The sequence below is a fragment of the Pelagimonas phthalicica genome (genome assembly GCF_004364805.1).
Classification (GTDB): Bacteria; Pseudomonadota; Alphaproteobacteria; order Rhodobacterales; family Rhodobacteraceae; genus Pelagimonas; species Pelagimonas phthalicica.
Genome location: NZ_SOAP01000002.1, coordinates 1500278 through 1525627, shown reverse-complemented (window position 1 = coordinate 1525627; position 25350 = coordinate 1500278). Strand labels below are relative to the sequence as shown.

Below are 25350 nucleotides of genomic sequence, written 5' to 3'. Positions count from 1 at the left end.
CAATCAAGGCGAATCTTATGCTTCTGACAAATTGCCATATCGCCACCATGGCCGGACCTGCGCCCTATGGCGCGCTCAGCGATGCTGCCCTTTGGATCAAAGAAGGCCGGGTGCAATGGCTTGGTGACGCGGGGGAGGTGCCGGAGGCAGCCCGTTCGGGGCCAAAAACGGATCTTGGCGGGCGCTGGGTGACCCCAGGCCTGATCGATTGCCACACGCATCTGATCTTTGGCGGTAACCGGGCGCAGGAATTCGAGCTGCGTCTCACCGGGGCCAGCTATGAAGAGATTGCGCGCGCCGGGGGCGGAATTCTGTCCACCCTCACCGCGACCAGAAAGGCCAGCGAGGCCGAGCTGCTGCAAGCGGCGCTGATTCGATTGGACGCCATGCTGGCCGAAGGGGTCACCACGGTTGAGATCAAATCCGGCTATGGTCTGGATCGCGAGACCGAGCTGCGCATGTTGCGCGCAGCCCGCCAGATCCCGGATCATCGCGATGTGGATGTGCAGGTCACGTACCTCGCCGCCCATGCCATCCCGCCGGAATTTGCCGGGCAGGGGGATGCCTATCTGGATCAAGTGGTTCTGCCCCTGATGGCCGAGGCCGCTGGTCTGGGGCTGATTGATACGGTGGATGGTTTTTGCGAAAACATCGCCTTTTCTGCAGTGCAAATGCGGCGGGTGTTTGAGGCTGCAAAGGCGCTGGGCCTGCCGGTGAAACTCCATGCAGAGCAGCTCAGCCATCAGGGCGGTACGGCTTTGGCGGCGGAGTTCGGGGCGCTGTCGGTGGATCATCTTGAATATGCCACCGCCGCTGATGCGCAGGCTATGGCGCAGGCGGGCTCGGTTGCGGTGCTGCTGCCCGGGGCCTTTTACACCCTGCGCGAAACGCAATTGCCGCCCCTGCAAGCCTTTCGCGCGGCTGGTGTGGATATGGCGCTGGCCACGGATTGCAATCCCGGTTCCTCGCCGCTCTGCTCGCTGCTGTTGACCATGAATATGGGCGCGACGCTGTTTCAGCTCACCCCCGAAGAGGCGCTGGCCGCGGTGACCCGCAATGCGGCTCGGGCGCTGGGCCTGTCGGATCGCGGCGTGATCGCGCCGGGGCAACGCGCGGATCTGGCGGTTTGGGATATCACCCAGCCGCGCGAGCTGGCCTATCGGATCGGCTTTAACCCCTTGTATAAACGTATCAAAAATGGAGTGCTCTGATGGAGGCGCTTGATCCGGGGCAAACGGTTTTGTCCCAATTGGAACATCTGTGGCGCAGCGAGGCCCCCGCGCAACTCAATCGCAGCGCCCGCCCCGGGGTTGAGGCTGCGGCTGAGCTGGTGCGCCAGGCGGCTGAGGGCGACACAGCGGTTTACGGCGTGAATACCGGCTTTGGCAAACTGGCCCATATCAAGATCGCGCCCGAGGATACCGCCACCCTGCAACGCAACCTGATCCTCAGCCATTGCTGCGGCGTGGGTGAACCGCTTGATCGCGCCACAACGCGGTTGATGATGGCGCTGAAACTGCTGTCGCTGGGGCGCGGGGCGTCGGGTGTGCCCTGGTCGACGGTTGAAATGATCGAAGCCCTGCTGGATCGCGGCGTGACCCCGGTGGTGCCGGGACAGGGGTCGGTTGGGGCGTCAGGTGATCTGGCTCCGCTGGCCCATATGGCGGCGGTGATGATTGGCGCCGGTGAGGCCGAGTTTGACGGGCAGGTCCTGCCCGCAGCCGAGGCGCTGGCTAGGGCCGGGCTGACCCCGATCACCCTTGGCCCGAAAGAGGGGCTGGCGCTGATCAATGGCACGCAGTTTTCCACCGCCTGCGCCCTGGTCGGGCTGTGGACCGCCTGGGACAATCTGCGCGCCGCTGTGGTGACCGGGGCGCTGTCGACCGATGCGATCATGGGCTCGACCGCGCCTTTGGTGGATGACATCCACACTCTGCGCGGCCATGCCGGACAGATTGAATTCGCCCGGGCACAGCGCGCGCTGCTGGCCGGGTCCGAGATCCGCGAAAGCCACCGCGAGGGCGATACCCGCGTGCAAGATCCTTATTGCATTCGCTGCCAGCCGCAGGTGGTTGGCGCGGCGATGGATCTGTTGCGCTTTGCCGGGCGCAGCCTTGAGATCGAGGCCAATGCCGTCACCGATAACCCGCTGGTTCTGGTGGCCGAAGGGCGCATCGTTTCGGGGGGCAATTTCCATGCGGAACCTGTCGGCTTTGCCGCTGATCAAATCGCCGTTGCCCTGTCCGAGATCGGCGCGATTGCGCAGCGCCGCATTGCGCTGATGGTCGATCCCAGCCTCAGCTTTGATCTGCCGCCGTTTCTGACGCCCGAACCGGGGCTCAATTCCGGTTTGATGATTGCCGAGGTCACAACAGCCGCTTTGATGAGCGAAAACAAACATTTGGCAAATCCCTGCACCACGGATTCCACCCCGACCTCGGCCAATCAAGAGGACCATGTCAGCATGGCCGCACATGCGGCGCGGCGGTTGGAGCGGATGAATGCCAACCTGTCGGTGATCCTTGGGGTCGAGGCGCTTTGTGCTGTGCAGGGTATCGAATTCCGCGCGCCTTTGGCGACCTCGCCGGATCTGCAACGGGTGGTGGCCCGCCTGCGCAGCGACTCCCCCAGCGTCAAAGAAGACCGCTATCTGGCCCCGGATCTGGCCATTGCCAGCCAGATGGTGGCGACAGGCACCTTGACCAAAGGGCTGGACCTGCCGCTGCTGGAGATCACCGCATGAGCCCGGTCAATGTCAAAGAGGGCGACGGGCCGGTCATTCTGGGCCTGCCCCATGCGGGCACTTTTGTGCCGCCCGAGGTCGCGCAGGCCCTGAATGAACGCGGGCGGGCGCTGGCAGATACGGACTGGCATGTGGATCAGCTCTATGACGGGCTGTTGCCCGGCGCGACCTATGTGCGGGCGAATTTCCACCGCTATGTGATCGACGCCAATCGCGATCCCGCTGGTGTCAGTCTTTATCCCGGTCAGAACACCACAACCCTGGTGCCGCTGACGGATTTTGACGGCGAACCAATCTGGAACCAGCCACCAAGCACACAGGATATTGCCGCGCAACAGGCCGCGTTCCACAGCGCCTATCACGCCGCTCTGGCCGAGCAGATTGCCCGGGTCAAGGCGCGGCATGGGGTGGCGATCTTGTTTGATTGCCATTCGATCCGCTCGCGGATTCCGTTTCTGTTTGACGGGGTGCTGCCGGACCTGAATATCGGCACCAATGGCGGCTTGACCTGTGCCGCCCTGGTGCAGGATGCGGTTTGGCAAGCCTGCGAAGGCTCGGAGTTCAGTGCGGTTCTGAATGGCCGTTTCAAAGGCGGCTGGACCACCCGCCATTACGGCCAACCCGAGGCGCATGTTCACGCGATCCAGCTGGAATTAGCGCAATCGACCTATCTGACGGCCGAGGAACCGCCCTGGAGTTATGACAGCGATAAGGCTCTGAAATTGCGGGGCTTATTGCGCGATATCCTGATATCCCTGGCCGACTTGGCCCCCTCCCTGAACACCAACCCGAAAGGCACATCATGAGCGATCCGCGTCACAACTCCCGCACCGTTATTGCCCCGACCGGCCCGGACATCAGCGCCAAAAGCTGGCTGACCGAGGCCCCGATGCGGATGCTGATGAACAACCTGCATCCGGATGTGGCAGAAAACCCGGCCGAGCTGGTGGTCTATGGCGGGATCGGGCGCGCGGCCCGCACCTGGAAGGATTTCGACCTGATCGTCGACACGCTCAAAGGGTTGGACGCGGATGAAACCCTGCTGGTGCAATCGGGCAAGCCGGTGGGCGTGTTTCGCACCCACAAGGATGCGCCGCGTGTGCTGATTGCCAATTCCAACCTTGTGCCGCATTGGGCCAATTGGGATCACTTCAACGAGCTCGATAAGAAAGGCCTGGCCATGTATGGCCAGATGACCGCCGGAAGCTGGATCTATATCGGCTCGCAAGGCATCGTGCAGGGCACCTATGAGACCTTTATGGAGGCCGGGCGTCAGCATTATGGCGGAGACCTCAAGGGGCGCTGGATCCTGACCGGCGGGCTTGGTGGTATGGGCGGCGCGCAACCTTTGGCCGCTGTCATGGCCGGGGCCTGCTGTCTGGCGGTGGAATGTGACGAGAAAAGCGCCGATTTCCGCCTGCGCACCCGCTATGTCGATGAAAAGACCCATTCGCTGGACGAAGCGCTGGCCATGATCGAGGCCTGGACCAAGGCGGGCGAGGCGAAATCGGTGGCTTTGATCGGCAATGCGGCGGATGTTTTCCCCGAGATTCTGGCGCGTGGCGTGCGCCCTGATATCGTCACCGACCAGACCAGCGCCCATGACCCGGTCAACGGCTATCTGCCACAGGGCTGGAGTGTGGCGGAATGGCGCGCCCAAGCCGAAACGGCCCCCAAAGAAGTAGAAGCCGCCGCCCGCGCCAGCATGAAGGTGCAGGTCGCCGCCATGGTCGGCTTTCACGAGGTTGGTGTGCCGACAGTGGATTACGGCAACAATATCAGGCAGATGGCGTTGGAAGAAGGGCTGGAAAACGCCTTTGCCTTTCCCGGCTTTGTGCCTGCCTATATCCGCCCGCTATTTTGCAAGGGGATTGGCCCGTTCCGCTGGTGCGCGCTATCGGGTGACCCCGAGGATATCTACAAGACCGACGCCAAGGTCAAAGAGCTGGTCGATGATCCGCATCTGCACAATTGGCTGGATATGGCGCGCGAGCGGATCAGCTTTCAGGGGCTGCCGGCGCGGATTTGCTGGGTCGGGCTGGGGGTGCGCCACAAGCTGGGGCTGGCCTTTAACGAGATGGTGCGCACTGGCGAGCTGAGCGCACCGGTGGTGATCGGTCGCGACCATTTGGATAGCGGCTCGGTGGCGTCCCCCAACCGCGAGACCGAGGCGATGCGCGATGGATCAGACGCGGTCAGCGATTGGCCGCTGTTGAATGCCTTGCTCAACACCGCATCAGGCGCGACCTGGGTGTCGCTGCACCATGGCGGCGGGGTTGGTATGGGCTTTAGCCAGCATTCCGGCATGGTGATCTGTTGCGATGGCAGCGAAGATGCGGATCGCCGCATCGCCAATGTGCTGTGGAACGACCCGGCAACCGGCGTGATGCGCCATGCGGATGCCGGTTACGAGATCGCCCAGGACTGCGCTCGTGAGCACGGGCTGACCCTGCCGGGGATTTTGTAAGAGCTAAGGGCCAAGGTCCTAGAACCGAATTCTGTCATAGCGTTAACGTCCCCGGATCGCTCGCAATCCGGTTCGCGCTCATGCCAGAGGCATGCCTTCAGCATGACCCCGCCCCCCAGGGCGGGCGCGAATTCGTTTCAATGTGTCAACCAGATGCTCAGTTACCTGATGCCACCAACCGTTCGCGAAGTTTAGACGCGCCCACCCTCGGTGTCGGGCGCGAACCTGTGTGGTTATTATATGTCTATGACAAGTATTTCGGTTCCGGGCGACTAAGGCCTGCCATCAGGCATTGGTATGTCCCTTGGCATGTGCCAATGCCTGTTCCAGAGCGCTGAGCAGCGCTTGCCGAGTGACCGGTTTCATCAGGCGAATATCCTCGGGGCGCAACCCATTGCCATGCACGGTCGCTTCGCTGGCATAGCCCGACATAAAGACCGCTGGCAGCTTTGGATCGATCTTGCGCAGAGCCTTGGACAGCGACGTGCCCTGAAGCGTCCCCGGCATCACGATATCGGTCAGCAGCAGGTCAATATGGGGAAAAGTCTTGAACTTGTTAAAAGCCTCGTCCCCCGAAGAGGCCGTAATGACATTATATCCGGCCTTGGTCAGGGTCGCCTCGAGCAGATGCAGCAATTCGTCCTCATCTTCGACAACCAACACGGTTTCACCGCTAAGCAACGGCTTTTTGCGCTCTGCCACGGTCGCCCCGGCGGCGGGGAGATCCTTGGCCGCACCGGCGCTGATCGGGAAATAGAGCTTAAACGTGGTGCCCTCATTGGGCTCGGAATAGACCCGGATGGTGCCGCCCGATTGGCGCATAAAGCCCAGAACCATGGACAGGCCCAACCCGGTGCCCTGGCCCGCAGGTTTGGTCGAGAAGAAGGGTTCGAAAATCCGCTCGACGATTTCAACGGGAATGCCCGCGCCGGTGTCAGAAATGGCCAGCATGACATAGCGCCCCGGCGGCACCTCTTCGCTGCGCTCAAAGATATAGTCATCATCAATGCGCAGATTGGCGGTTTCGATGGTCAGCTTGCCGCCTTCGGGCATGGCGTCGCGGGCATTGATCAACAGGTTGAGAATGGCGTTTTGCAGCGCGCTTGGATCGGCTTCGATGCTCCAAAGCCCTGCCAGCAGCGAGACCTCGACATCGACATTGGCGGGCAAGGTGCGCCCGGCCCAGTTTTCAATATTGCGCACCACATCGTTCAGCTTAACCTCTTGCGGTGTCAGACGGGCCTGACGGGCAAAACTGAGCATGTTCTGCGTCAGATCCGAGCCGCGCTGCACCGAATTGGCAATGGCATTCAGCATGGTGATATGTTCGGGATTGGTGGTCTCTTCGCGCAGGAATTCCACATTGCCCAGGATCACCGCGAGCAGATTGTTGAAATCATGCGCCACCCCGCCGCTCAATTTGCCCACCGCCTCAAGCCGTTGCGACTGCGCCAGTTGCGCCTCGAGCGATTGCCGCTCTAGTTCCGCAAATTTGCGCCGCGAGTTGTCGACGCTGGTCAGGCGCACCACATCGCGGTCCGGGATGGGCAAATGCGAAATCGTCAGATCCACCGACAGAGGCGGCCCTGAAAGCGGCAGCAACTCAGCCTCGACCAGATTGGTTTCCCCCTCATAGGCGGCCTGGACGTAATCCTTGAGGGTCATCGCCTTGGGGTCTGAATAATCCGACAGGTCCGAGAACAGATCATCATAGGTTTGCCCTTGCAAAAGCTCCTGTGGGTCAGCGCCAAATTGCTCTCCGGCGGTTGGATTGGCGCTGGTGAACTGTTCAAGGTTCAGATCGTAAATCAGGATGCCGCCGGGCGAATGATCAATCAGCGCCTGCACTTCTTCATGGCTTTGCTTGAGCTTTGTGTAGGATTCCGTCCAGTAGCTGCGCAGCATATGGGTCACATAAACAGCCGCATAGGCCGAAACCGAAAACAAGAAGGCAAAGAATAGCCAATGCCCCCAATGATTGTTGAACGCGCTGACATTCATCACGGGCACGATAATCTCGGTGGCGTGCAGAACCCCCAGGGCCAGAATAGTCACCGCAATGGCAATCAGCGACCAAATCGCCGCGCGAAACGAGATCAACGCCACCAGGAACATCGGGATCACAAACAGCACAAGGAAAGAGCCCGCAGCCAGCCCCAACCGTGCCAGCCCGATGACGCTCATCAGATAGATCAAGGCGAGTATGATCGGGGTCAGGACCTTGAGCCGGAACCGGTGATGGTTCAGCAAAAGCCCGATCGTCACCACGATCATGAGCGACTGCGCCAACCAATAAAAGGAGAACCCCAAGGCGTGAATGCGGTGAAAGCTGATCAAGAGCCCAATTGTAAAAGCCGCGATAAGGACTTTGAAAAAGGGCTCGAAATGCTTGCGGATGTTTTTGCGAAGGAGATTATTGGGCTCAGTGCCGCGTCTATTGGGCATCAAAAAGTTCTCTTTGAAAGGCGTTGCTCGTGACCTTAGCCCAAGCCCTTCACGATCCAAAGGAAAATGTCCCGGTTACTCAGCGCTCACTTTATCGATCTCGCTCTGCGCATTCATGCACCAAATGTGAATCTTATTTGCATCATTTGGCAATTCGACAGCCAAGCCACCGGCAAAACTGTCAAAGGCCGCGCGGTTGGCGGGGCTGACGCCGACCAGAACCGGGATATCCAGCTCAAGCGCTTTGCTGATGGCCGAAACAAATCCGCGTCCCTCGGCCTCTTCGGGGCCAAATTTGTTCAGCAGGAAAAAATCTGATTTGGCCATGTCACTGGCTTCGACACGGGCAACGGCCTCGGCAATGGCGGTGGGGTTCAAGCGGCAGGCATTTGACCCGCTTCCCAGATCCTGGGTGATCTGGATGATGCTGTGATCAGAAAGCACCCGCACCTTCATGTCACAGCCATTCTCAAAGCGGCTGTCATGAGACATATCCTTGACGATCCCGCTCGGCGCCAAACCGCGCGCCTCAAGCGCTTGGGCGGCCTGGGTCAGGAGCCTGTCGGTCTCGCCTTTTCCCGGCGCGCTGACAAAGGCGATTTTCATGGCAACTCTCCTATCTTGCATCCTGACCTTAGCTGCGATGGCCGACCCCTTCATTGAGGAATGTCAAACTTGCAGCCGGTTTGAAAAGGGGGAGGGCGTGCAATAGTGGTTAAGCATGGCGATCCGCAAGCCGGCTCACCGATGGTATCAAATGACTGAATCGGGGCCCCGGTCACTGGGACTCGCGATTTGGGCACTCTCAGCGCTACCACAATCATCACGCGAAATTTAACTTGAAACTACCTCGTATTCACATATCGTGATTTTGCGCCAAAAGCGGCCAAAATCGCCGGATAGATGAATTTTTGTTAGGTATACTTCATATTTTATGCGGTTCTGCGCGTTATTCTTGCAAAAAACAGGAAACAAGTGCCTGATCCAACATGACGCAGATGCTTCACTATGGCGCTGCTGAAAATTTGTTGCAATTGAAACGTTCTTGTCTCAGACTGCGTTTGAGCATCGCGATTGCGACAGCGTGACGGTCCCCGATCCGGGGCCGTGAGACAATCCAGAGGGCGCATCAGACATGCGCCATCTGATCCGAAAAAGGTCATAAGGGAGGATAATATGACCCAAGTTCGCAGGACCTTTCTGAAATCGGTTGCCTTGGCAGCCATCACAACCGGGGCTCTGGCCACCAGCGCTTTTGCCGCCGATGTGACACTGCGTTTGCACCAGTTCCTGCCCGCGCAGGCCAATGTGCCAAAGAACATTCTGGATGTCTGGGCTGACAAGATCGAAGCCGAAAGCGACGGTCGTATCGAGATCCAGCGTTTCCCGGCCATGCAGCTGGGCGGCAAGCCACCAGAGCTGTTTGACCAGGTTGTTGACGGCGTTGCCGATATCACCTGGACCGTTGCCGGTTACACACCGGGCCGTTTCCCGCGCGCCGAGGTGTTTGAACTGCCCTTCACCATGACCAATGCCGAGGCCGTGTCCAAAGCCTATTGGGAACTGGCCGAAGAATCCATGATGGATCAAGACTTTAAGCAGGTCAAAGTGCTGGGTCTCTGGGTGCATGGTCCGGGTCTTATTCACTCCAAAGAGCCGATCACCAGCGTCAGCGACCTGAATGGTGTCAAACTGCGCGCGCCAACCCGCGTGACCAACAAGATGTTCAGCAATCTGGGCGCAACCCCGGTCGGCATGCCTGTTCCTGCCGTGCCAGAGGCGCTGTCCAAAGGCGTGATCGACGCAACCGTGATCCCTTGGGAAGTCACCGGCGCGCTGAAGGTCAATGAAATGGTGGGCAACCACACCACTTTTGGCGATGACACGCTTTACACAACCACCTTTGTCTTTGCGATGAACAAAGACCGCTACAACGCCCTGCCTGATGATCTGAAGGCGGTGATTGATGCGAATTCCGGTCTGGAATTCAGCGGCTTTGCCGGCAAACAGATGCAGATGGATGATGCCGGCCCGGCCAAAGCGGCCATGGAGCGTGGCAACAATATCATCACCCTGAACGCCGATCAGGTTGCCGAATGGAAAGCGGCCGCTGAAGCCACCACAGCCGATTGGGTGGCGGAAATGGACGAAAAAGGTCTGGACGGGACCGCGCTCAAAGCGCGTGCCGCCGAACTGATCGCCAAGCACAGCCAGTAAACGGCTGACACAAGCGAAACAAAAGATGCCCCTGCCTGACCGGGCGGGGGCATGTTTTATCCGGAGAACCTCTGATGCTGAAATGGATGGAGCGTTTGGCGCGGGTTATGGCAATCTTGGGCGGGATCGTATTGACCGCCCTGGTGATCCTGACTTGCATCAGCGTGTTGGGGCGTGGGCTGAACACGCTGGGTCATGCCGGCTGGATGCCCGAAGCCCTGGGCAAGACCTTGATCAATACGGGTGTCGGCCCGATCACTGGCGATTTCGAACTGGTCGAAGCCGGAGTGGCCTTTGCCATCTTTGCCTTCCTGCCGGTTGCGCAACTCTATAGCGGCCATGCGACGGTGGATGTGTTCACCTCGTTTCTGTCGCAAAAACTGAACAAAATCATTCAAGCCTTCTGGGAAGTGATCTTTGCCATTGTGCTGATCCTGATCACCTGGCGGCTGTATGAAGGCATGCAAAGCAAGATGTCATATGGGGAAACCACCTTCTTGCTGCAATTCCCGATCTGGTGGGCCTATGCGGCCAGCTTTGTTGCGGCCTTTGTGGCGACGATCACCGCGATTTATACCGCCATAGGGCGGATCGCTGAAACCCTGACCAAGCGCCACTTCTTGCCTTATTCCGAAGGAGCCTCCCATTGAGCATGTTAGAAATGGGCTATCTGTCCTTCCCGATCCTGTTGGGCATGATCTTTTTGCGCGCGCCAATTGGCCTTGCGATGATGCTATGCGGGATGGGCGGGCTGTATTTTGCCATGGGCGGCAGCACGATGGTGCTGGCCAAGCTCAAGAACGAGACCTATTCGACCTTTTCCAGCTACTCGCTGACCATCATCCCGATGTTCCTGCTGATGGGGCAGTTTGCGACCCTGTCGGGCATGTCTTCGGCGCTGTTCAAAGCGGCTGAAAGCTGGCTGGGGCATCGTCGCGGCGGGGTGGCCATGGCCGCGGTCGGGGCCTGTGCAGGCTTTGGCGCGATCTGTGGCAGCTCGTTGGCGACTGCCGCCACCATGAGCCGCGTTGCCCTGCCAGAGCTGCGCCAATACGGCTATGCGGGCGGGTTTTCCACCGCGACTCTGGCGGCGGGCGGCACGCTTGGCATTTTGATCCCGCCTAGTGTCATTTTGGTGATCTATGCGATCCTGACCGAGCAGAACATCGCCAAGCTGTTTCTTGCGGCCTTTGTGCCGGGCATTCTGGCGGCGATTGGCTATATGATCACCATCTCGCTCTATGTGCGCGTGAACCCCAAAAGCGCGGGCACACGTCCGCCTGTGCCGATGGCGGAACGCATCAAGGCGATGATGGATGTCTGGCCGGTGGTTCTGGTCTTTGGCCTGGTTGTCGGTGGCATCTATCTCGGCTGGTTCACCCCGACCGAAGGCGCGGCTGTTGGCGCTGCGGGGACGGGCGTGATTGCGCTGGTCTCGGGCAATCTCAACTGGCAGGTGTTCAAGGAAAGCATCATTGCCACAGCCACCAGCACCGCGATGATCTTTTTCATCGTGCTTGGGGCCGGGTTCTATAACAGTTTCCTTGCGCTCACACAGGTGCCGCAAGAGCTGTCATCCTGGGTTGTGGGGCAGGGGTTCAGCAGCTGGACCGTGCTGATCCTGATCCTGGCCTTTTACCTGGTGTTCGGCTGCCTGATGGATTCCCTGTCGATGATCCTGCTGACCATCCCGATCTTCTTCCCGGTGATCCAGGCGCTTGATTTCGGCATGAGCCCTGAACATGTGGCGATCTGGTTTGGCATCCTGGTGCTGATCGTGGTCGAGGTCGGGTTGATTACGCCGCCGGTGGGGATGAATCTGTTCATTATCAACGCGATGGACCGCTCAACCCCCATGGTTGAGACCTACAAAGCGGTGATGTGGTTCGTCAGCTCCGACCTGATCCGTGTGGTCATCCTGGTGCTCTTCCCGGCGATCACGCTGTTTTTGATACCTTAGTGAGGTTTGCAGAGACTGCTTTGAACACCAACAGAGGTTTGCGCCCGACACCGTGGGTGGGCGCATTGGAACTTGGAGACCGGGTTAAGGGTTAGTGAACGTTGACGTTTGCCGAGACCTGCCAGTCAATTCGCGCCCGCCCAGGGGGGCGTGGTCGGGCGCGAACCGGATTGCAAGCAATCCGGAGGTGAGTTCCAGCATAAACCGACACGAAAAATCAGGCGGGCCTTGCCCGCCTGATTTGCTTCACGACCTTACTGCGGGGCATAGGGCAGGGAGGAGTGGTGCAGGTTGATCTTCAACGCACCATCGTCGCCGCGCACATAGCCAAAGCTGTATTCCACCTTGGTTTCAGAGCCATCCGGGCCGGTGAAGTAATAGTTGCCCATGGCGGTTGCCGCATCGCCCGAGGTAAAGATGCCGTTGCTTTCAAACCGCACCTTGGTCCAGCCCTTGATGGCAAAACCCTTGTCTTCGCTGCCCTCTGTGCCGATGAAATAGCTCAGCGCTTCGTCAAAGGTTTCGCGGAACTGATCCTCTGCCGCCAAAGTCGGCTTGAACATCACCTTTTCGCTGTCATAGGCATAGAGCACATCCAGATGCTCCTTGGCTCGTCCCGCAAAGTCACCGCCATCGCTGTGCAGCTTGGCAATATCCACAATCCCCTGGCCCCAGGCGGCCTGCGCATCAATAACATCTTGTTCAGTAATACCTTCGGCCAGCGCGACAGAGGCGGAGGCGATCATAATGGTGGCAGCGGAGAGGCTCTTGATCAGAGTCATTACGGTTTCCCTTTCAAATAGAGGCATCCGCGCAGCACAAATACAACCCCCATGGTTACAATGCCGCGCGTGAAAACATCTTAAAGATGTGTAACCTATGGTCAACATGCACCTTTGATTGACTGCAAAGTTTCCGGCTTGAAATCGTGGAAACGGCGGAGATTTGCCGGATCAATCTGGCAGTTTTACAGGCCTCGGCGAGAATATGTTTCTTTGAATCCATCCCCGCGCCGGGTTTTGCCGGTTTTCAAGGTGCACGGAAAGGGGGAGTTGATTGGCGCAAGGTCACCCATAAGCTGCTTGATATTGAAGCAACCAATTTGGAGAAACCCCATGCGTCGTATTTCGACCCTTTTGACCTGTCTTGCTCTGAGCATTTCCATGTCACCGGCCACCGCCCAAACGCTGAAAATCGAACAAGCCCCGGATAAGCCCGGATTTACCGCAGATATCCCCGACCAGACTCACATCAATTGTAACCCAAGCGATTTAACCGGGAAATGGACCTGCAAATGTGACACTGACGGGGGCTGCACTCTTTTGGGGATTCTCTGTACCCATGTCGATGGCAAATATTACACCTGTGAAAACGATGAAACGACCAGTGACAGCGAAAAGCTGCGTAAACGGCTGAAGAAGAAATAAGAAACCGCCCCAAGCAGGTAAAACTCGCTTGGGGTTCGCCACAAAGGGACGCTGGTTCGCAGGATGACGTTCGCCAAAGGGCTCAGGTCGTGCTGGCTTTTCTCTGGATTAGGTGGCATTGCGATGCCACCGACACGTCTTCGCAAGAAAGCCCGCCAAAATATGGCAGACCTCACGCTCAGCCCCTTTGTGGCCACCTTGATTTTTGTGATTGCCTGCCTGGCAGGCTTTCAATACCGCCGCGTCTGGAAGGCCGAAGGCCCAAAGTATCAATACTGGGTCTTCGGGATCATTGCGGCGGCGGGGCTGATCATCCTTGGCTTTGTACCAATGGAGACCGCCGGGTAAATCTACCCGATAATCAACTGCTTAAGGTGCAGCGCTTCGTGTTCCAGCTGGGTCAATCGGTGCTGAATCACGTCGCCAATGGTGACCATGCCAACCAGCTGGCCATCGGTGACCACGGGCATATGGCGAAAGCGGCCTTCGGTCATTTGCTTGAGCACCCCGACCAACGGCGCGCTTGACCCGCAGGTCTGCACCTCTTTGGTCATGACATCGCCGACCTGCTGGGGCAGGGTCTGGCCCGGTGTATCCGCCAGTTTGCGCACGATATCGCGCTCGGACAAAATCCCGACCAAGGCACCGGCATCATCGGTGACAACCAGCGCGCCGATCCGACGATCGCGCAGCTCTTGTACAGCGGTGCCTAGCGTTTCATTGGGTTTGATCGAAAACACCTCGCCCCCTTTGCCCGCAAGGACATCCGCGACGGTGGCATTCTGATCGGACACATTGACGGTCTGACTCTTTGAGCCAGCGGCGGCATCCTGATCTTGTCGCATGGGGGACTGGTAAGATGATGGCATAGGCAATTCCTCCTTACGGATCAGCCTACGCGATCATTCTCCATTTGCTCAAGCATTTTGCGTGCCCGTGGGCAGGCCAGCCGCTCGCGTAGGGGGCTGTTGGGATCGATTTCCTTGTTACAGACAAGGCATTGATCCGCATCGGCAATCGCATTCAGCCCCCCGCAGCTGCCCTTGATCCGCTTGTTCATCAGGATCACGCCAAGCGACATGCCCAGCATGATGATCAACAACGCGGCAAAGGTCAGAAAGAAGGTGGCCATGGACTGCCTTTCAACCGAGGGTTAGGCGAGCTGCGATGCAAAGGCAGCGCTTTGATGAGTCACATAGGACCCATCGGCGTTGCGGTCCACAAAATGCACGGCAATGTGATGCTGCTCGGCAACCTCAAGACCACGTTCACGGCCCAGGATCAGCATCGCGGTCGACCAGGCATCGGCCAGCATGGCGTTATCCGCCAGAACGGTGGCCGAGGCGGTGTTGTGATCCACAGGACGGCCAGTCACAGGGTCGATCAGATGCGAGAAACGCTGCCCATCCGCCTCGAAATAGTTGCGATAATCCCCGGAAGAGGCGAGGCCCATGCCGGACACGCCCACAACACCCATGACGCCACGCGCCAGCGGATCAGGAGATTCAATGCCGATCTGCCAGGCCATGCCTTCGGGGTTGCGGCCCGAGGCGTAAAGATCACCACCGATCTCAACCATGTAATCGCTCAGGCCCAGATCTTCGAGTGCGCGACCCACATGGTCGGCACCGTAGCCTTTGCCGATACCCGCCAGATAAACCTGTGCGTCTTCGCGGGTCTTTTCGACGTTCTGACCGGTCAGCAGCAGCGAGTTTGCGTGACCGGATTTGGCTTGTGCCGCCGCAATGGCAGCCTCGCTTGGCAGCGCGGTTTGACCCGGCGCGCCAAAGCCCCAAAGCTCGATCAGCGGGCCCATTGTGGTGTCGAATCGACCCTGGCTGGCGGCGTTCACGTCGGCAGCGGCATTCATGACCTGCGCCAATTCCTGCGACATATCGGCCCGCGCACCGGCGGGCGCGGCGTTGATCCGCGAGATTTCCGACGAATCGTCCCAGTTCGACATGGCTTTGTTCACATCCGCAAGCGCTGCCGAAATGCGCATTTCGACCTCTGCCTTGTCGACGGCGTTCTTGTGATCAACGGCCACAACCTTGTAGGTCGTTCCCATGGTTTGACCAACAAGCTCAATAACCTGTGTGCGATTGTAGCAAGCGGCCAATGCAAATGGCATTACCAGAAACGCGCGGCGGGAGAACGTGGTCAAGCTGCTCACAATGTGATCCTTGTCTGAAGTTTCGACACGCTTTTGACGAAATCGCGGAAAATCTTCAAGTCCAATATGGCAATTTCCGGCCAAAGGCACTAGCACGCACCCCAGAGCGCGGTTTCGCCATTTTGGCGGTATCTGCACGCTCGTCGAAGACACACCGGTTGGGGTTAGAGAAACTTGAAGCACTTCAAGCTGCGAAAAGGCCTAGACTTGCCGATCACCGGGGCAGCCCGCCCCGAAATCGGTTCTGCGCCAGATCTGAGCACCGTCGGGATCTTGGGGGAGGACTATGTCGGACTAAAGCCACGTATCCTCGTGGCCGAAGGAGACGCGGTCGTTCCAGGAACCCCGGTACTGTTTGACAAAGACATGCCAGAGGCCCAGGTGGTCTCGCCCGTTGCGGGTAAGGTCAAGGCGATCAATCGCGGCGCACGGCGCAAGCTGATCAGCATTGAGATTGATGTTGATCCAGCGGGAGGTGAAGGCGTTGATTTTTCCGATACCGGTGATGCGACCACGCGCGCCGGCCTGGTTGAGAAACTCTGCGCTGCTGGTTTGTGGACCTCATTCCGCACGCGCCCCTATTCCAAGGTGCCAAGCCCCGACAGCGCGCCCGCCGCGATCCTGATCACCGCCATGGATACAGAGCCTTTGGCGGCCGATCCAACCGTGGCGATCCAGGAAGATGCCGACGCCTTTGCCAAAGGCGTCGCCGCCATCGCCTCGCTGACAGAGGGCACCACATATCTCTGTCAGGGCCAGGGCCAACCGCTGCCCGGACATGACGCGCAAGGTGTCGAAGCGGTCAGCTTTAGCGGTCCGCACCCTGCTGGTCTGGCGGGCACACATCTGCATTTCCTGACCCCGATTGCCGGGGACAAGGTGGTTTGGACCATCGGCTATCAGGATGTGATCACCATTGGCCGTCTGCTTTTGACCGGTAAGTATGATGCCTCTTGCGTGATCGCCCTGACCGGGCCGGTTTGCAAAGACCCCCGTCTGGTGCGCACTGTTGCCGGTGCCTCGATGGCGGATCTGACAGCGAATGACCTGCCCGGCGATCTGCCCGTGCGCATGATCTCGGGCTCGGTCCTCAGCGGTCGTGGCGGCGAAGGTCCGGCGGCCTATCTCGGGCGCTATGCACGCCAGATCACCCTGATCGAAGAAGATCACAAGCAGATCCCCATGGGTTGGATCCGCCCGATGTTTTCGAAATTCGCGGTGCAGCCGGTTTTGGGCTCGGCGATCAGCAAAAAGCTTTATCCGCTGACCTCGAACCTCAATGGCGGTCGCCGTGCGATGGTGCCTCTGGGCACATTCGAAGAATTGATGCCACAGGACTTCCTGCCGACACAGCTGTTGCGCGCTTTGTTGGTCATGGACACCGACCAGGCCCAATTGCTGGGCGCGTTGGAGTTGGACGAGGAAGATCTGGGTCTGGTGGGCTTTGCCTGCCCGGCAAAATATGAATACGGGATGGCATTGCGTGACTGCCTGACCAAGATCGAGAAAGAGGGCTAAAGCAATGGGTCTTCGGAATTTCTTTGATCGGATCGAACCGCATTTCATGAATGGCGGCAAATGGGAACGCTACTTCCCCATCTATGAGATGGTGGAAAGCTTCCTTTATACGCCTAAAACCGTGACGACAGCCGCGCCGCATGCGCGCAGCTATATCGATATGAAGCGGATCATGACCTATGTGGTCATCGCGACGATCCCTTGTATCCTGATGGCGCTGTATAATACGGGCTATCAAACCAATATGGCCATCGCCGAACATGGCGCAAGCGGCTGGCGCGCAGCCATTATCGAAGGGCTGGGCATCGGTTTCAACGCCGCCAACCCGGTGGCCAACGCGCTGCACGGGCTGCTGTACTTCCTGCCGATCTATATTGTGACGCTGGTGGCCGGTGGTATCTTTGAGGTGATCTTTGCCACCGTGCGCAAGCATGAGGTCAACGAGGGTTTCCTTGTCACCTCGATGCTTTACACCCTGATCGTTCCCGCCACGACGCCGCTATGGCAGGTGGCACTGGGCATCATCTTTGGTGTGGTGATCGGCAAAGAAGTCTTTGGCGGCACGGGCAAAAACTTCCTCAACCCGGCGCTGACCGGTCGTGCTTTCCTCTATTTCGCCTATCCGGCGCAAATGTCGGGGGATTCAGTCTGGGTGCCGGTTGATGGTTTCACCGGGGCGACTGCGCTGGCCGTAACCGCGTCTGACGGGTTCCAGGAACTGGCTGCACGCGGCATGACCTGGTGGGACAGCTTTGTCGGGGTGATCCCCGGCTCGATGGGCGAGACCTCGGCCATTGCCTGCTTTATCGGCCTGGCCTTCCTGCTGGCCACCAAGATTGCGAACTACCGCATGGTGGTGGGCTGTCTGGTCGGCATGATCGGCTTTTCGACCCTGCTGAACTGGGTCGGGTCCGACACCAACCCGATGTTCGCACTGCCATGGTACTGGCATCTGGTGCTGGGCGGCTATGCGTTCGGGCTGGTCTTCATGGTCACCGAACCTGTTTCCGGCGCGCATACCAATATGGGCCGCTACATCTACGGGGCGCTGATCGGCTTTATGGTCGTGATGATCCGCGTGGTGAACCCGGCCTTCCCCGAAGGCATGATGCTCGCCATCCTATTTGGTAACGTATTCGCGCCATTGATCGACTACTTTGTCGTGCAGGCAAATATCCGGCGGAGGGCCAAGCGCAATGTCTGAGCAGGATCAACAACCCCAAGGGGCGCTGCGCCGCTTTCTGGCTCTGCCCGCAGATTCCGTGCCCAAGACGATCTTTGTCGCCGTGGCGGTCTGCCTTGTTGCTTCGATGATCGTGTCTGCAGCGGCTGTGGCCCTGCGTCCGATCCAGGCGGTGAACGCGCTGAAAGACAAACAGATCAACATTCTGCAAGTCGCCGGCATCTATGACCCGAACACCGATGTTCTGGAGGCGTTTGCCGCCTTTGAACCGCAGGTGCTGGAACTGGCCAGTGGTGAGTTCACCGATCAGTTCGTCGCGGCCGAGTTTGACGACCGCGCCGCAGCCGAAGATCCGGCAACTTCGGTTGCCTTGGCTGACGACCCGGCGGGCATCGTGCGTCAGGGCCAATTCGTGACTGTCTATATTCTGCGTGACGAGGCTGGTGCCATCGACAAGGTTATCCTGCCGCTGCATGGCTATGGCCTGTGGTCGACGCTCTATGGCTTTATCGCGCTTGAAGAGAACGGCAACGACATCTTTGGTCTGCAATTCTATGAACATGCGGAAACACCGGGTCTGGGTGCCGAGGTGGATAACCCACGCTGGAAAGCGCTGTGGAAGGGCAAGAAGCTGGCTGACGAATCCGGCGAATTGCAGATCAGCGTAACCAAGGCCGCACCTGCGGCGGGGGCTGATTACCACGTTGACGCGCTGGCCGGTGCCACGCTGACCTCTGCCGGTGTCCACAATCTTGTGAATTTCTGGATGGGCGAGGCTGGCTATGCTCCGTTCCTGACCAACCTGAAAGCGGGGAAGATCTAGATGGCACATAAACGCAGAGAAATGCTGGTCGATCCGCTGGTCGATAACAACCCGATCACCTTGCAGGTGCTGGGCATTTGTTCGGCGCTGGCGGTGACATCCTCCTTGCAGGTGTCATTCGTGATGGCGCTGGCGGTGACGCTGGTGACGGCGTTTTCGTCGATGTTCATCTCGATGATCCGCAACCACATCCCCGGCAGCATCCGGATCATCGTGCAGATGGTGATCATCGCCTCGCTGGTGATCCTGGTCGATCAGGTGCTCAAGGCCTATGCCTTTGAAATCTCCAAGACCCTGTCGGTCTTTGTCGGCCTGATCATCACCAACTGTATCGTCATGGGCCGCGCCGAAGCCTTTGCCATGAAAAACCCGCCGCTCGACAGCTTTATCGACGGGGTGGGCAATGGTCTGGGCTATGGCCTGATCCTGATGCTGGTTGGCGTGATCCGCGAGCTGTTCGGCTCGGGCAGCCTGTTCGGGATCACTATCCTTGAGACGGTTAACAACGGTGGCTGGTATGTGCCCAACGGCCTGCTGCTGCTGCCCCCATCGGCGTTCTTTATCATTGGCTTGATCATCTGGGCTTTCCGCACCTGGAAGCCGGGCCAAGTCGAAGAGCGTGAATACAAAATCCAAGTGGTCGAGGCACACTGATGGAAGAACTCCTTTCCCTCGCGGTCAAGGCGATCTTTGTTGAGAACCTGGCGCTGTCCTTTTTCCTGGGTATGTGTACCTTTATCGCGGTCTCCAAAAAGATCTCGACAGCGATTGGTCTGGGTATCTCGGTGATGATCGTGCAAACAATCACCGTGCCCGCCAACAACCTGATCTTGACCTATCTTCTGGCCCCGGGCGCATTGGCCTGGGCGGGTTTCTCGGATGTGGATCTGACCTTTCTCGGTCTGATCTCTTATATCGGGGTTATCGCGGCGCTGGTGCAGATCCTTGAGATGGTCTTGGATAAATACTTCCCGCCGCTCTACAACGCGCTTGGCGTGTTCCTGCCGCTGATCACCGTGAACTGCGCCATCCTGGGTGGTTCGCTGTTTATGGTGGAACGCAGCTATGATCTGGCCGAAAGCGTCACTTATGGTGTCTCCTCCGGCTTTGGCTGGGCCCTGGCGATCACCGCCATGGCCGGTGTGCGCGAAAAGCTGAAATACTCTGACATTCCGGATGGTTTGCAGGGGCTTGGCATCACCTTCATCACCGCAGGTCTGATGGCTTTGGCCTTCATGTCCTTCTCTGGTGTCAAGCTGTAAGGGGCCGCGATCATGACAACTTTTGCTCTTGGCATCCTGCTGTTCACCCTGATCGTTCTGGCCCTGGTCACGATCATTCTGCTGGCGCGCTCGCGCCTTGTGTCCAGCGGCAATGTCAACATCACCATCAACGGCGAAAAAACCATTTCCGTTCCTGCGGGTGGCAAACTGTTGCAGACTTTGGCGGAACAGAAACTGTTCGTGCCCTCGGCCTGTGGCGGTGGCGGCACCTGCGCGCAATGCCGGGTGAAAATCCATTCCGGCGGCGGCTCGATCCTGCCCACCGAAGAAAGCCACATCACCAAGCGTGAAGCGGCCTGTGGCGATCGTCTGTCCTGTCAGGTGGCGGTCAAGCAGGACATGGAAGTCGAAGTTCCCGAAGAGGTGTTCGGCGTCAAGAAATGGGAATGCACCGTGCGTTCGAATGAGAACGTCGCGACCTTCATCAAGAACCTGGTTCTGGAACTGCCCGAAGGCGAGGATGTGAACTTCCGCGCCGGTGGTTATATCCAGATCGAAGCGCCCAAGCACACGCTGGAATATACCCAGTTCGACATTCAGGACGAGTATCGCGAAGATTGGGACAAGTTCAATCTGTGGCAGTACAAATCCAGCGTTGATGAGCCGATCGAGCGCGCCTATTCCATGGCGAACTACCCCGATGAAAAGGGGCTGATCATGCTCAACGTGCGCGTAGCCTCGCCGCCTCCGGGGCAGGACGTGCCTCCGGGTCAGATGTCGTCTTACATCTTCAACCTGAAGCCCGGCGACAAGGTCACGATCTCTGGTCCCTTCGGCGAATTCTTTGCCCGCGAGACCGAAAAAGAGATGGTGTTTATCGGCGGTGGTGCCGGTATGGCCCCGATGCGCAGCCACATCTTTGACCAGCTCAAGCGCCTCAAGAACCGCGATCGCAAGATCACCTTCTGGTATGGTGCGCGCTCCAAGAAAGAGATGTTCTTTGTCGAAGATTTCGACCAACTGGCTGAAGAGTTCGACAACTTTGAATGGCATGTCGCGCTTTCGGATGCGCTGCCCGAGGATGAATGGAAAGGCCTGACCGGCTTTATCCATAACGTGCTGTTCGAAGAGTATCTCAAGGACCACCCGAACCCAGAAGATTGCGAATATTACATGTGTGGCCCGCCTATCATGAACCAATCCGTGATCAACATGCTGCTGGAACTGGGCGTGGATCGCGAAGACATCATGCTGGACGATTTCGGTGGCTAAGCTGCGGATTTCAACGCAACCGAAAAGAAAAGGCGGAAGGGATCACCTTCCGCCTTTTTCGTTTGGGGGCAGGGGACGAACCTGCGCAGTAGCGCCTCAAACGAGGCTGTCCATATCGTCGTCCAACGCAGCGCGTATAAACGTGCTCGGGTCGTCGGTGAAGGCGCTATACAGCTTGAAGTGATCGGTTTCGGACAGTGTTGTCTGCACCAACCCACGATGATTCAAGCGCCACAGGTCTGCACCGGGAACTGCCATGAGAATGGGCGAATGCGTCGCCATGATCACCTGCGCGCGCGCCGATGATTGCACATCCGCCAGCAAGCGCAGCAATTCGATCTGGCGACGCGGTGACAAAGCACTTTCGGGTTCGTCTAACAGGTACACGCCTTGCCCCGACATGCGCTCTGAAAACAGGCGCAAGAATCCCTCGCCATGTGAATGAGACAGGAAATCGGCAAACGGACTGCCTGAGGCGTCCAGATAACGCGCCACGTCAAAGAACGTTTCGGCGCGAAAAAACCAACCGCGATTGACTTTGGGCAGCCAAGCCCCCCGTAGCGCGTTGCCAAGCGTCGCCCCGCTAACCTCGCGCCCTTCATCGCGTTGCAGGCTGTGGCCACCACTGCCCCCAAGCTGGCTGAACCCACAAAGCTGGGCCAGGGCCTCAATCAGGGTGGATTTCCCGGTCCCATTTTCACCGCTGATGATGGTGACGGGTTGCTCAAAGCTGATTTCGAAACCGTCGCCGAGAAAGGGCAGGTCCAGCGGATAGTTCGGGTTCTTGGGCAAAGGGTCTTTGAGGCTGATCCGCTTTAGAAACGGGGCGGGGAGCGTTGTGTCTTTGGTACGGCGGGCCATAATCAACTTTCAACAAAACAAAAAAGGCGGGGTAAATCCCCGCCTTTTTTAACTCAGTCTACTTAGATCAGCCAAGCGCGTCGTTGCAGCGTTGGCAGGTGCCCGCATGGGCAAAGCGGCCCACGTCTGGCAGGATCTTCCAGCAGCGTTGGCATTTGGCCCCGTCGGCCTTTTCGAACACCACGCCGACCCCTTCAACCTCGGGCAGGCGGAAGGCTTCGGCGGGCTGGGGATCACCGGTCAGCGAGATGGCCGAGGTGATGCAGACATCCTCGAACTCCACCGATTTCAGCGAGGCCAGCACCTCGGCGTCGCGCACATGCACCACCGGCGCGGCTTCAAGCGAGGCACCGATGACCTTGTCGGTGCGCTGCACCTCCAAAGCGGCGGTCACAACGCGGCGCACCTTGCGGATTTGCTCCCACTTGGCGGCCAGCGGCTCATCCAGCCAATCCTTGGGCGTGTCGGGCATATCCACCAGATGGACCGAGCTGTCATCCCCCGGGAAGCGCTCAAGCCAGACCTCTTCCATGGTGAAAACCAGGATCGGGGCCAGCCATGTGGTCAAGCGGTGGAACAGGATGTCGAGCACCGTGCGGCAGGCATTGGCGCGCAGGCTGTCACCGTCACAATACAGCGCATCCTTGCGGATATCGAAGTAAAAGCTCGACAGATCCACGGTGGCAAAGTTGAACACGGTGGAGAACACACCCTGGAAATCAAACTCGGCATAGCCCTTGCGGACCTGATGATCGAGCTCGGCCAGACGGTGCAAAACCCAGCGCTCCAGTTCCGGCATGTCTTCGACCGCAACGCGCTGATCCTCGCTGAAATCGCCCAAAGCGCCCAGCATATAACGCATGGTGTTGCGCAACCGGCGATAGCTGTCAGCCACACCTTTCAGGATCTCAGGCCCGATGCGCTGGTCGACCATGTAATCGGTCTGCGCCACCCAAAGGCGCAGGATATCCGCGCCATATTGCTGGACGACCTTTTCGGGCACGATGGTATTGCCGAGAGATTTGGACATCTTGTTGCCCTTCTCATCCAGCGTAAAGCCATGCGTCACCACATTACGATAAGGCGCGCGGCCTAGCGTGCCACAGGCTTGCAGCAGCGAGGAATGGAACCAACCGCGATGCTGGTCGGTGCCTTCCATATAGACATCGGCGATGCCGTCCTCGGTACCGTCTTCGCGGTCGCGCAGTACAAAGGCATGGGTGGAGCCGGAATCAAACCACACATCGAGCACGTCAAAGACCTGATCATACTCATCCGCGTTCACATCCGAGCCAAGGAAGCGCTCTTTGGCACCCTCGGCATACCAGCAATCCGCGCCCTCAGCCTCAAAGGCCTCAGAGATGCGGGCATTCACCGCCTCGTTGCGCAGCAAGAAGTCCGGATCGGTGGGCAGAGTGTCCTTCTTGGTGAAACAGGTCAACGGCACACCCCAGGCGCGCTGGCGCGACAGAACCCAGTCAGGGCGGGCTTCGATCATGCTATACAGACGGTTGCGCCCGGTCTGCGGCCACCATTTGACCAGCGCGTCAATCGAGGTCAGCGCGCGTTCGCGGATGGTCTTGCCATGGGTGTCCTGGCCGTCGCCAACCTCGCGATCTACCGACGCAAACCATTGCGGCGTGTTGCGGTAGATGATCGGCGCCTTGGAGCGCCAGCTATGCGGATAGCTATGGGTCATGCGCCCACGCGCGATGATCCCGCCCGCTTCGACCAGCTTGGCGATGACGGCATTGTTGGCTTTGCCTTCCTTGCCCTTTTTGTCGATGATCTGCAGGCCAGCAAAGAACGGCACATGGGAGAGGAATTCGGATTCCTCACCGACATTGTGGGTCATGCGATCCAGCCAGTTGCGCGCGACAAAACACTCATAGTCTTCCTGACCATGGCTTGGCGCGGTGTGGACAAAGCCGGTGCCGGCCTCATCGGTGACGTGATCACCATCAATCATCGGCACGTCGTAATCCCAAAAGCCGTCTGCGCCTTCCATGCCGCGGAACGGGTGGGCAAGCGTCAGCCCATCAAGCTCCTCAGCCGACACATCGCGCACGCGCTTGAACATACCGTCCTCAAGGCGTGCACTGCTCAGCACGCTCTCGGCCAGCGCATCGGCCAGCACATAGGTATCGCCCACGGCGCACCAGCATTCCTCCGGCGTGCCGGTCACCTCATAAAGGCCATAGGCAATCTTGCGACCAAAGGCGACGGCCTTGTTCGACGGGATCGTCCAGGGGGTGGTGGTCCAGATAACGACGCGGGCCTTTTCCAGCTCATCCGCATTGGTCGCAGCAATGGCAGCCTCTTCGGCACCAACTGCGCCCTCGGGATCAGCTTTGGTAACCTTGAAAGGCACCCAGATCGTGTGGCTCTTGTGGTCGTGGTATTCCACCTCGGCCTCGGCCAGGGCCGTCTTTTCGACGGGGGACCACATGACGGGTTTGGAGCCCTGATAGAGCGTGCCGTTCATCAGGAATTTCATGAATTCTTCGGCGATCACCCGTTCAGCGTGGAAATCCATCGTCAGATACGGGTCAGCCCAATTGCCGGTGATGCCCAGGCGCTTGAACTCCTCGCGCTGCACATCCACCCAGCCCTCAGCGAACTTGCGGCATTCCTGGCGGAAGTCGACAACGTTCACATCGTCCTTGTTCTTGCCCTTTTTGCGGTATTGCTCTTCGATTTTCCACTCGATGGGTAGACCGTGGCAATCCCATCCCGGCACGTAACGCGCGTCATAGCCCATCATCTGATGGGAGCGCACGATCATATCCTTGATGGTCTTGTTCAGCGCGTGACCGATATGCAGGTGGCCATTGGCGTAGGGCGGGCCGTCATGCAGCGTGAACGGCTCACGGCCCTCTTTCTCACGCAGGCGGTCATAGACCCCGATCTTGGCCCAGCGTTCCAGCCATTGCGGCTCGCGCTTGGGCAGGCCCGCGCGCATGGGAAAATCGGTCTTGGGCAGGTTCAGAGTGTGTTTGTATTCAGGTGTTTCAGGTGTGTCGGCGCACATTTGGAGC

Annotated in this window: 23 protein-coding genes; 15 read left to right on the top strand and 8 right to left on the bottom strand. The window is 58.7% G+C overall.

Features of this window, described 5'->3' with window-relative positions; genetic code table 11:
• Positions 1 to 17 precede the first annotated feature (17 nt).
• From hutI to hutU, 4 genes are read left to right on the top strand one after another with little or no spacing between them, the layout of a single operon-like run.
• Complete coding sequence (gene hutI, locus CLV87_RS17525; RefSeq protein ID WP_099247473.1) at positions 18 to 1211, top strand: imidazolonepropionase; 1194 nt, start codon at positions 18 to 20, stop codon at positions 1209 to 1211.
• Entirely contained in the window at positions 1211 to 2743 is a 1533-nt protein-coding gene (gene hutH, locus CLV87_RS17520) for a histidine ammonia-lyase (RefSeq protein WP_099247471.1), read from the top strand. Before hutI ends, hutH begins: the two co-directional genes overlap by 1 nt.
• Positions 2740 to 3549, top strand: coding sequence for an N-formylglutamate deformylase (gene hutG, locus CLV87_RS17515; RefSeq protein ID WP_099247469.1), 810 nt, complete (start codon positions 2740 to 2742; stop codon positions 3547 to 3549). Before hutH ends, hutG begins: the two co-directional genes overlap by 4 nt.
• A complete protein-coding gene (gene hutU, locus CLV87_RS17510) occupies positions 3546 to 5210 on the top strand; it encodes a urocanate hydratase (RefSeq protein WP_099247467.1) in 1665 nt (554 codons plus the stop codon). Before hutG ends, hutU begins: the two co-directional genes overlap by 4 nt.
• A gap of 285 nt (positions 5211 to 5495) precedes the next feature.
• Here the strand turns inward: hutU and CLV87_RS17505 are convergent, their stop codons facing one another.
• Complete coding sequence (locus CLV87_RS17505) at positions 5496 to 7655, bottom strand: ATP-binding protein (RefSeq protein WP_099247465.1); 2160 nt, start codon at positions 7653 to 7655, stop codon at positions 5496 to 5498.
• Between the two features lie 75 nt (positions 7656 to 7730).
• Positions 7731 to 8261 carry a DUF2478 domain-containing protein gene (locus CLV87_RS17500; protein ID WP_166652781.1) on the bottom strand — a complete coding sequence of 177 codons (531 nt, stop codon included), beginning with the start codon at positions 8259 to 8261 and terminating at the stop codon, positions 7731 to 7733.
• A 570-nt stretch (positions 8262 to 8831) separates the two neighbouring features.
• Between CLV87_RS17500 and CLV87_RS17495 the strand changes: the two genes are divergently transcribed.
• The 3 genes from CLV87_RS17495 (at position 8832) to CLV87_RS17485 (ending at position 11832) form a co-directional block, all read left to right on the top strand.
• Complete coding sequence (locus CLV87_RS17495) at positions 8832 to 9872, top strand: TRAP transporter substrate-binding protein (protein ID WP_099247462.1); 1041 nt, start codon at positions 8832 to 8834, stop codon at positions 9870 to 9872.
• A 74-nt stretch (positions 9873 to 9946) separates the two neighbouring features.
• Positions 9947 to 10522, top strand: coding sequence for a TRAP transporter small permease (locus CLV87_RS17490; protein ID WP_099247460.1), 576 nt, complete (start codon positions 9947 to 9949; stop codon positions 10520 to 10522).
• Positions 10519 to 11832 carry a TRAP transporter large permease gene (locus CLV87_RS17485; protein ID WP_099247458.1) on the top strand — a complete coding sequence of 438 codons (1314 nt, stop codon included), beginning with the start codon at positions 10519 to 10521 and terminating at the stop codon, positions 11830 to 11832. The genes CLV87_RS17490 and CLV87_RS17485 overlap by 4 nt, the downstream gene beginning before the upstream one ends.
• Before the next feature lie 254 nt (positions 11833 to 12086).
• Here the strand turns inward: CLV87_RS17485 and CLV87_RS17480 are convergent, their stop codons facing one another.
• Positions 12087 to 12614 carry a phosphoribosyl-AMP cyclohydrolase gene (locus CLV87_RS17480; protein ID WP_099247456.1) on the bottom strand — a complete coding sequence of 176 codons (528 nt, stop codon included), beginning with the start codon at positions 12612 to 12614 and terminating at the stop codon, positions 12087 to 12089.
• Between the two features lie 333 nt (positions 12615 to 12947).
• Between CLV87_RS17480 and CLV87_RS17475 the strand changes: the two genes are divergently transcribed.
• The gene (locus tag CLV87_RS17475; RefSeq protein ID WP_133840823.1) at positions 12948 to 13259 is read left to right on the top strand and encodes a hypothetical protein; all 312 of its coding nucleotides are present in this window, start codon (positions 12948 to 12950) and stop codon (positions 13257 to 13259) included.
• Between the two features lie 162 nt (positions 13260 to 13421).
• Entirely contained in the window at positions 13422 to 13607 is a 186-nt protein-coding gene (locus tag CLV87_RS17470) for a hypothetical protein (RefSeq protein WP_099247941.1), read from the top strand.
• A gap of 2 nt (positions 13608 to 13609) precedes the next feature.
• Here CLV87_RS17470 and CLV87_RS17465 read toward each other — a convergent pair whose 3' ends face one another.
• The 3 genes from CLV87_RS17465 to CLV87_RS17455 are packed head-to-tail and all read right to left on the bottom strand — an operon-like array spanning position 13610 to position 15432.
• Positions 13610 to 14128: a CBS domain-containing protein gene (locus CLV87_RS17465; RefSeq protein WP_099247450.1), complete on the bottom strand. Its 519-nt coding sequence runs from the start codon at positions 14126 to 14128 to the stop codon at positions 13610 to 13612.
• 20 nt (positions 14129 to 14148) lie between these two features.
• A complete protein-coding gene (nqrM, locus tag CLV87_RS17460; RefSeq protein WP_099247448.1) occupies positions 14149 to 14391 on the bottom strand; it encodes a (Na+)-NQR maturation NqrM in 243 nt (80 codons plus the stop codon).
• A 21-nt stretch (positions 14392 to 14412) separates the two neighbouring features.
• Positions 14413 to 15432, bottom strand: coding sequence for an FAD:protein FMN transferase (locus CLV87_RS17455; RefSeq protein WP_235871968.1), 1020 nt, complete (start codon positions 15430 to 15432; stop codon positions 14413 to 14415).
• 174 nt (positions 15433 to 15606) lie between these two features.
• Between CLV87_RS17455 and CLV87_RS17450 the strand changes: the two genes are divergently transcribed.
• The 6 genes from CLV87_RS17450 to nqrF are packed head-to-tail and all read left to right on the top strand — an operon-like array spanning position 15607 to position 21451.
• Positions 15607 to 16950: a Na(+)-translocating NADH-quinone reductase subunit A gene (locus tag CLV87_RS17450; protein WP_099247446.1), complete on the top strand. Its 1344-nt coding sequence runs from the start codon at positions 15607 to 15609 to the stop codon at positions 16948 to 16950.
• A gap of 4 nt (positions 16951 to 16954) precedes the next feature.
• The gene (locus CLV87_RS17445; protein ID WP_099247444.1) at positions 16955 to 18154 is read left to right on the top strand and encodes an NADH:ubiquinone reductase (Na(+)-transporting) subunit B; all 1200 of its coding nucleotides are present in this window, start codon (positions 16955 to 16957) and stop codon (positions 18152 to 18154) included.
• Positions 18147 to 18956 (top strand): Na(+)-translocating NADH-quinone reductase subunit C, encoded by an 810-nt coding sequence (locus tag CLV87_RS17440; protein ID WP_099247442.1) that lies wholly within the window; start codon positions 18147 to 18149, stop codon positions 18954 to 18956. The genes CLV87_RS17445 and CLV87_RS17440 overlap by 8 nt, the downstream gene beginning before the upstream one ends.
• Positions 18957 to 19610: an NADH:ubiquinone reductase (Na(+)-transporting) subunit D gene (locus tag CLV87_RS17435; RefSeq protein WP_099247440.1), complete on the top strand. Its 654-nt coding sequence runs from the start codon at positions 18957 to 18959 to the stop codon at positions 19608 to 19610. It abuts the gene before it with no gap.
• The gene (gene nqrE / locus CLV87_RS17430) at positions 19610 to 20218 is read left to right on the top strand and encodes an NADH:ubiquinone reductase (Na(+)-transporting) subunit E (RefSeq protein ID WP_099247439.1); all 609 of its coding nucleotides are present in this window, start codon (positions 19610 to 19612) and stop codon (positions 20216 to 20218) included. Before CLV87_RS17435 ends, nqrE begins: the two co-directional genes overlap by 1 nt.
• Positions 20219 to 20230: 12 nt before the next feature.
• Positions 20231 to 21451 (top strand): NADH:ubiquinone reductase (Na(+)-transporting) subunit F, encoded by a 1221-nt coding sequence (nqrF, locus tag CLV87_RS17425; RefSeq protein WP_099247437.1) that lies wholly within the window; start codon positions 20231 to 20233, stop codon positions 21449 to 21451.
• A 96-nt stretch (positions 21452 to 21547) separates the two neighbouring features.
• Here the strand turns inward: nqrF and CLV87_RS17420 are convergent, their stop codons facing one another.
• Complete coding sequence (locus tag CLV87_RS17420) at positions 21548 to 22312, bottom strand: AAA family ATPase (protein WP_099247435.1); 765 nt, start codon at positions 22310 to 22312, stop codon at positions 21548 to 21550.
• Positions 22313 to 22379: 67 nt separating this feature from the next.
• Positions 22380 to 25343 carry an isoleucine--tRNA ligase gene (gene ileS / locus CLV87_RS17415; protein ID WP_099247433.1) on the bottom strand — a complete coding sequence of 988 codons (2964 nt, stop codon included), beginning with the start codon at positions 25341 to 25343 and terminating at the stop codon, positions 22380 to 22382.
• Between the last annotated feature and the right edge of the window lie 7 nt (positions 25344 to 25350).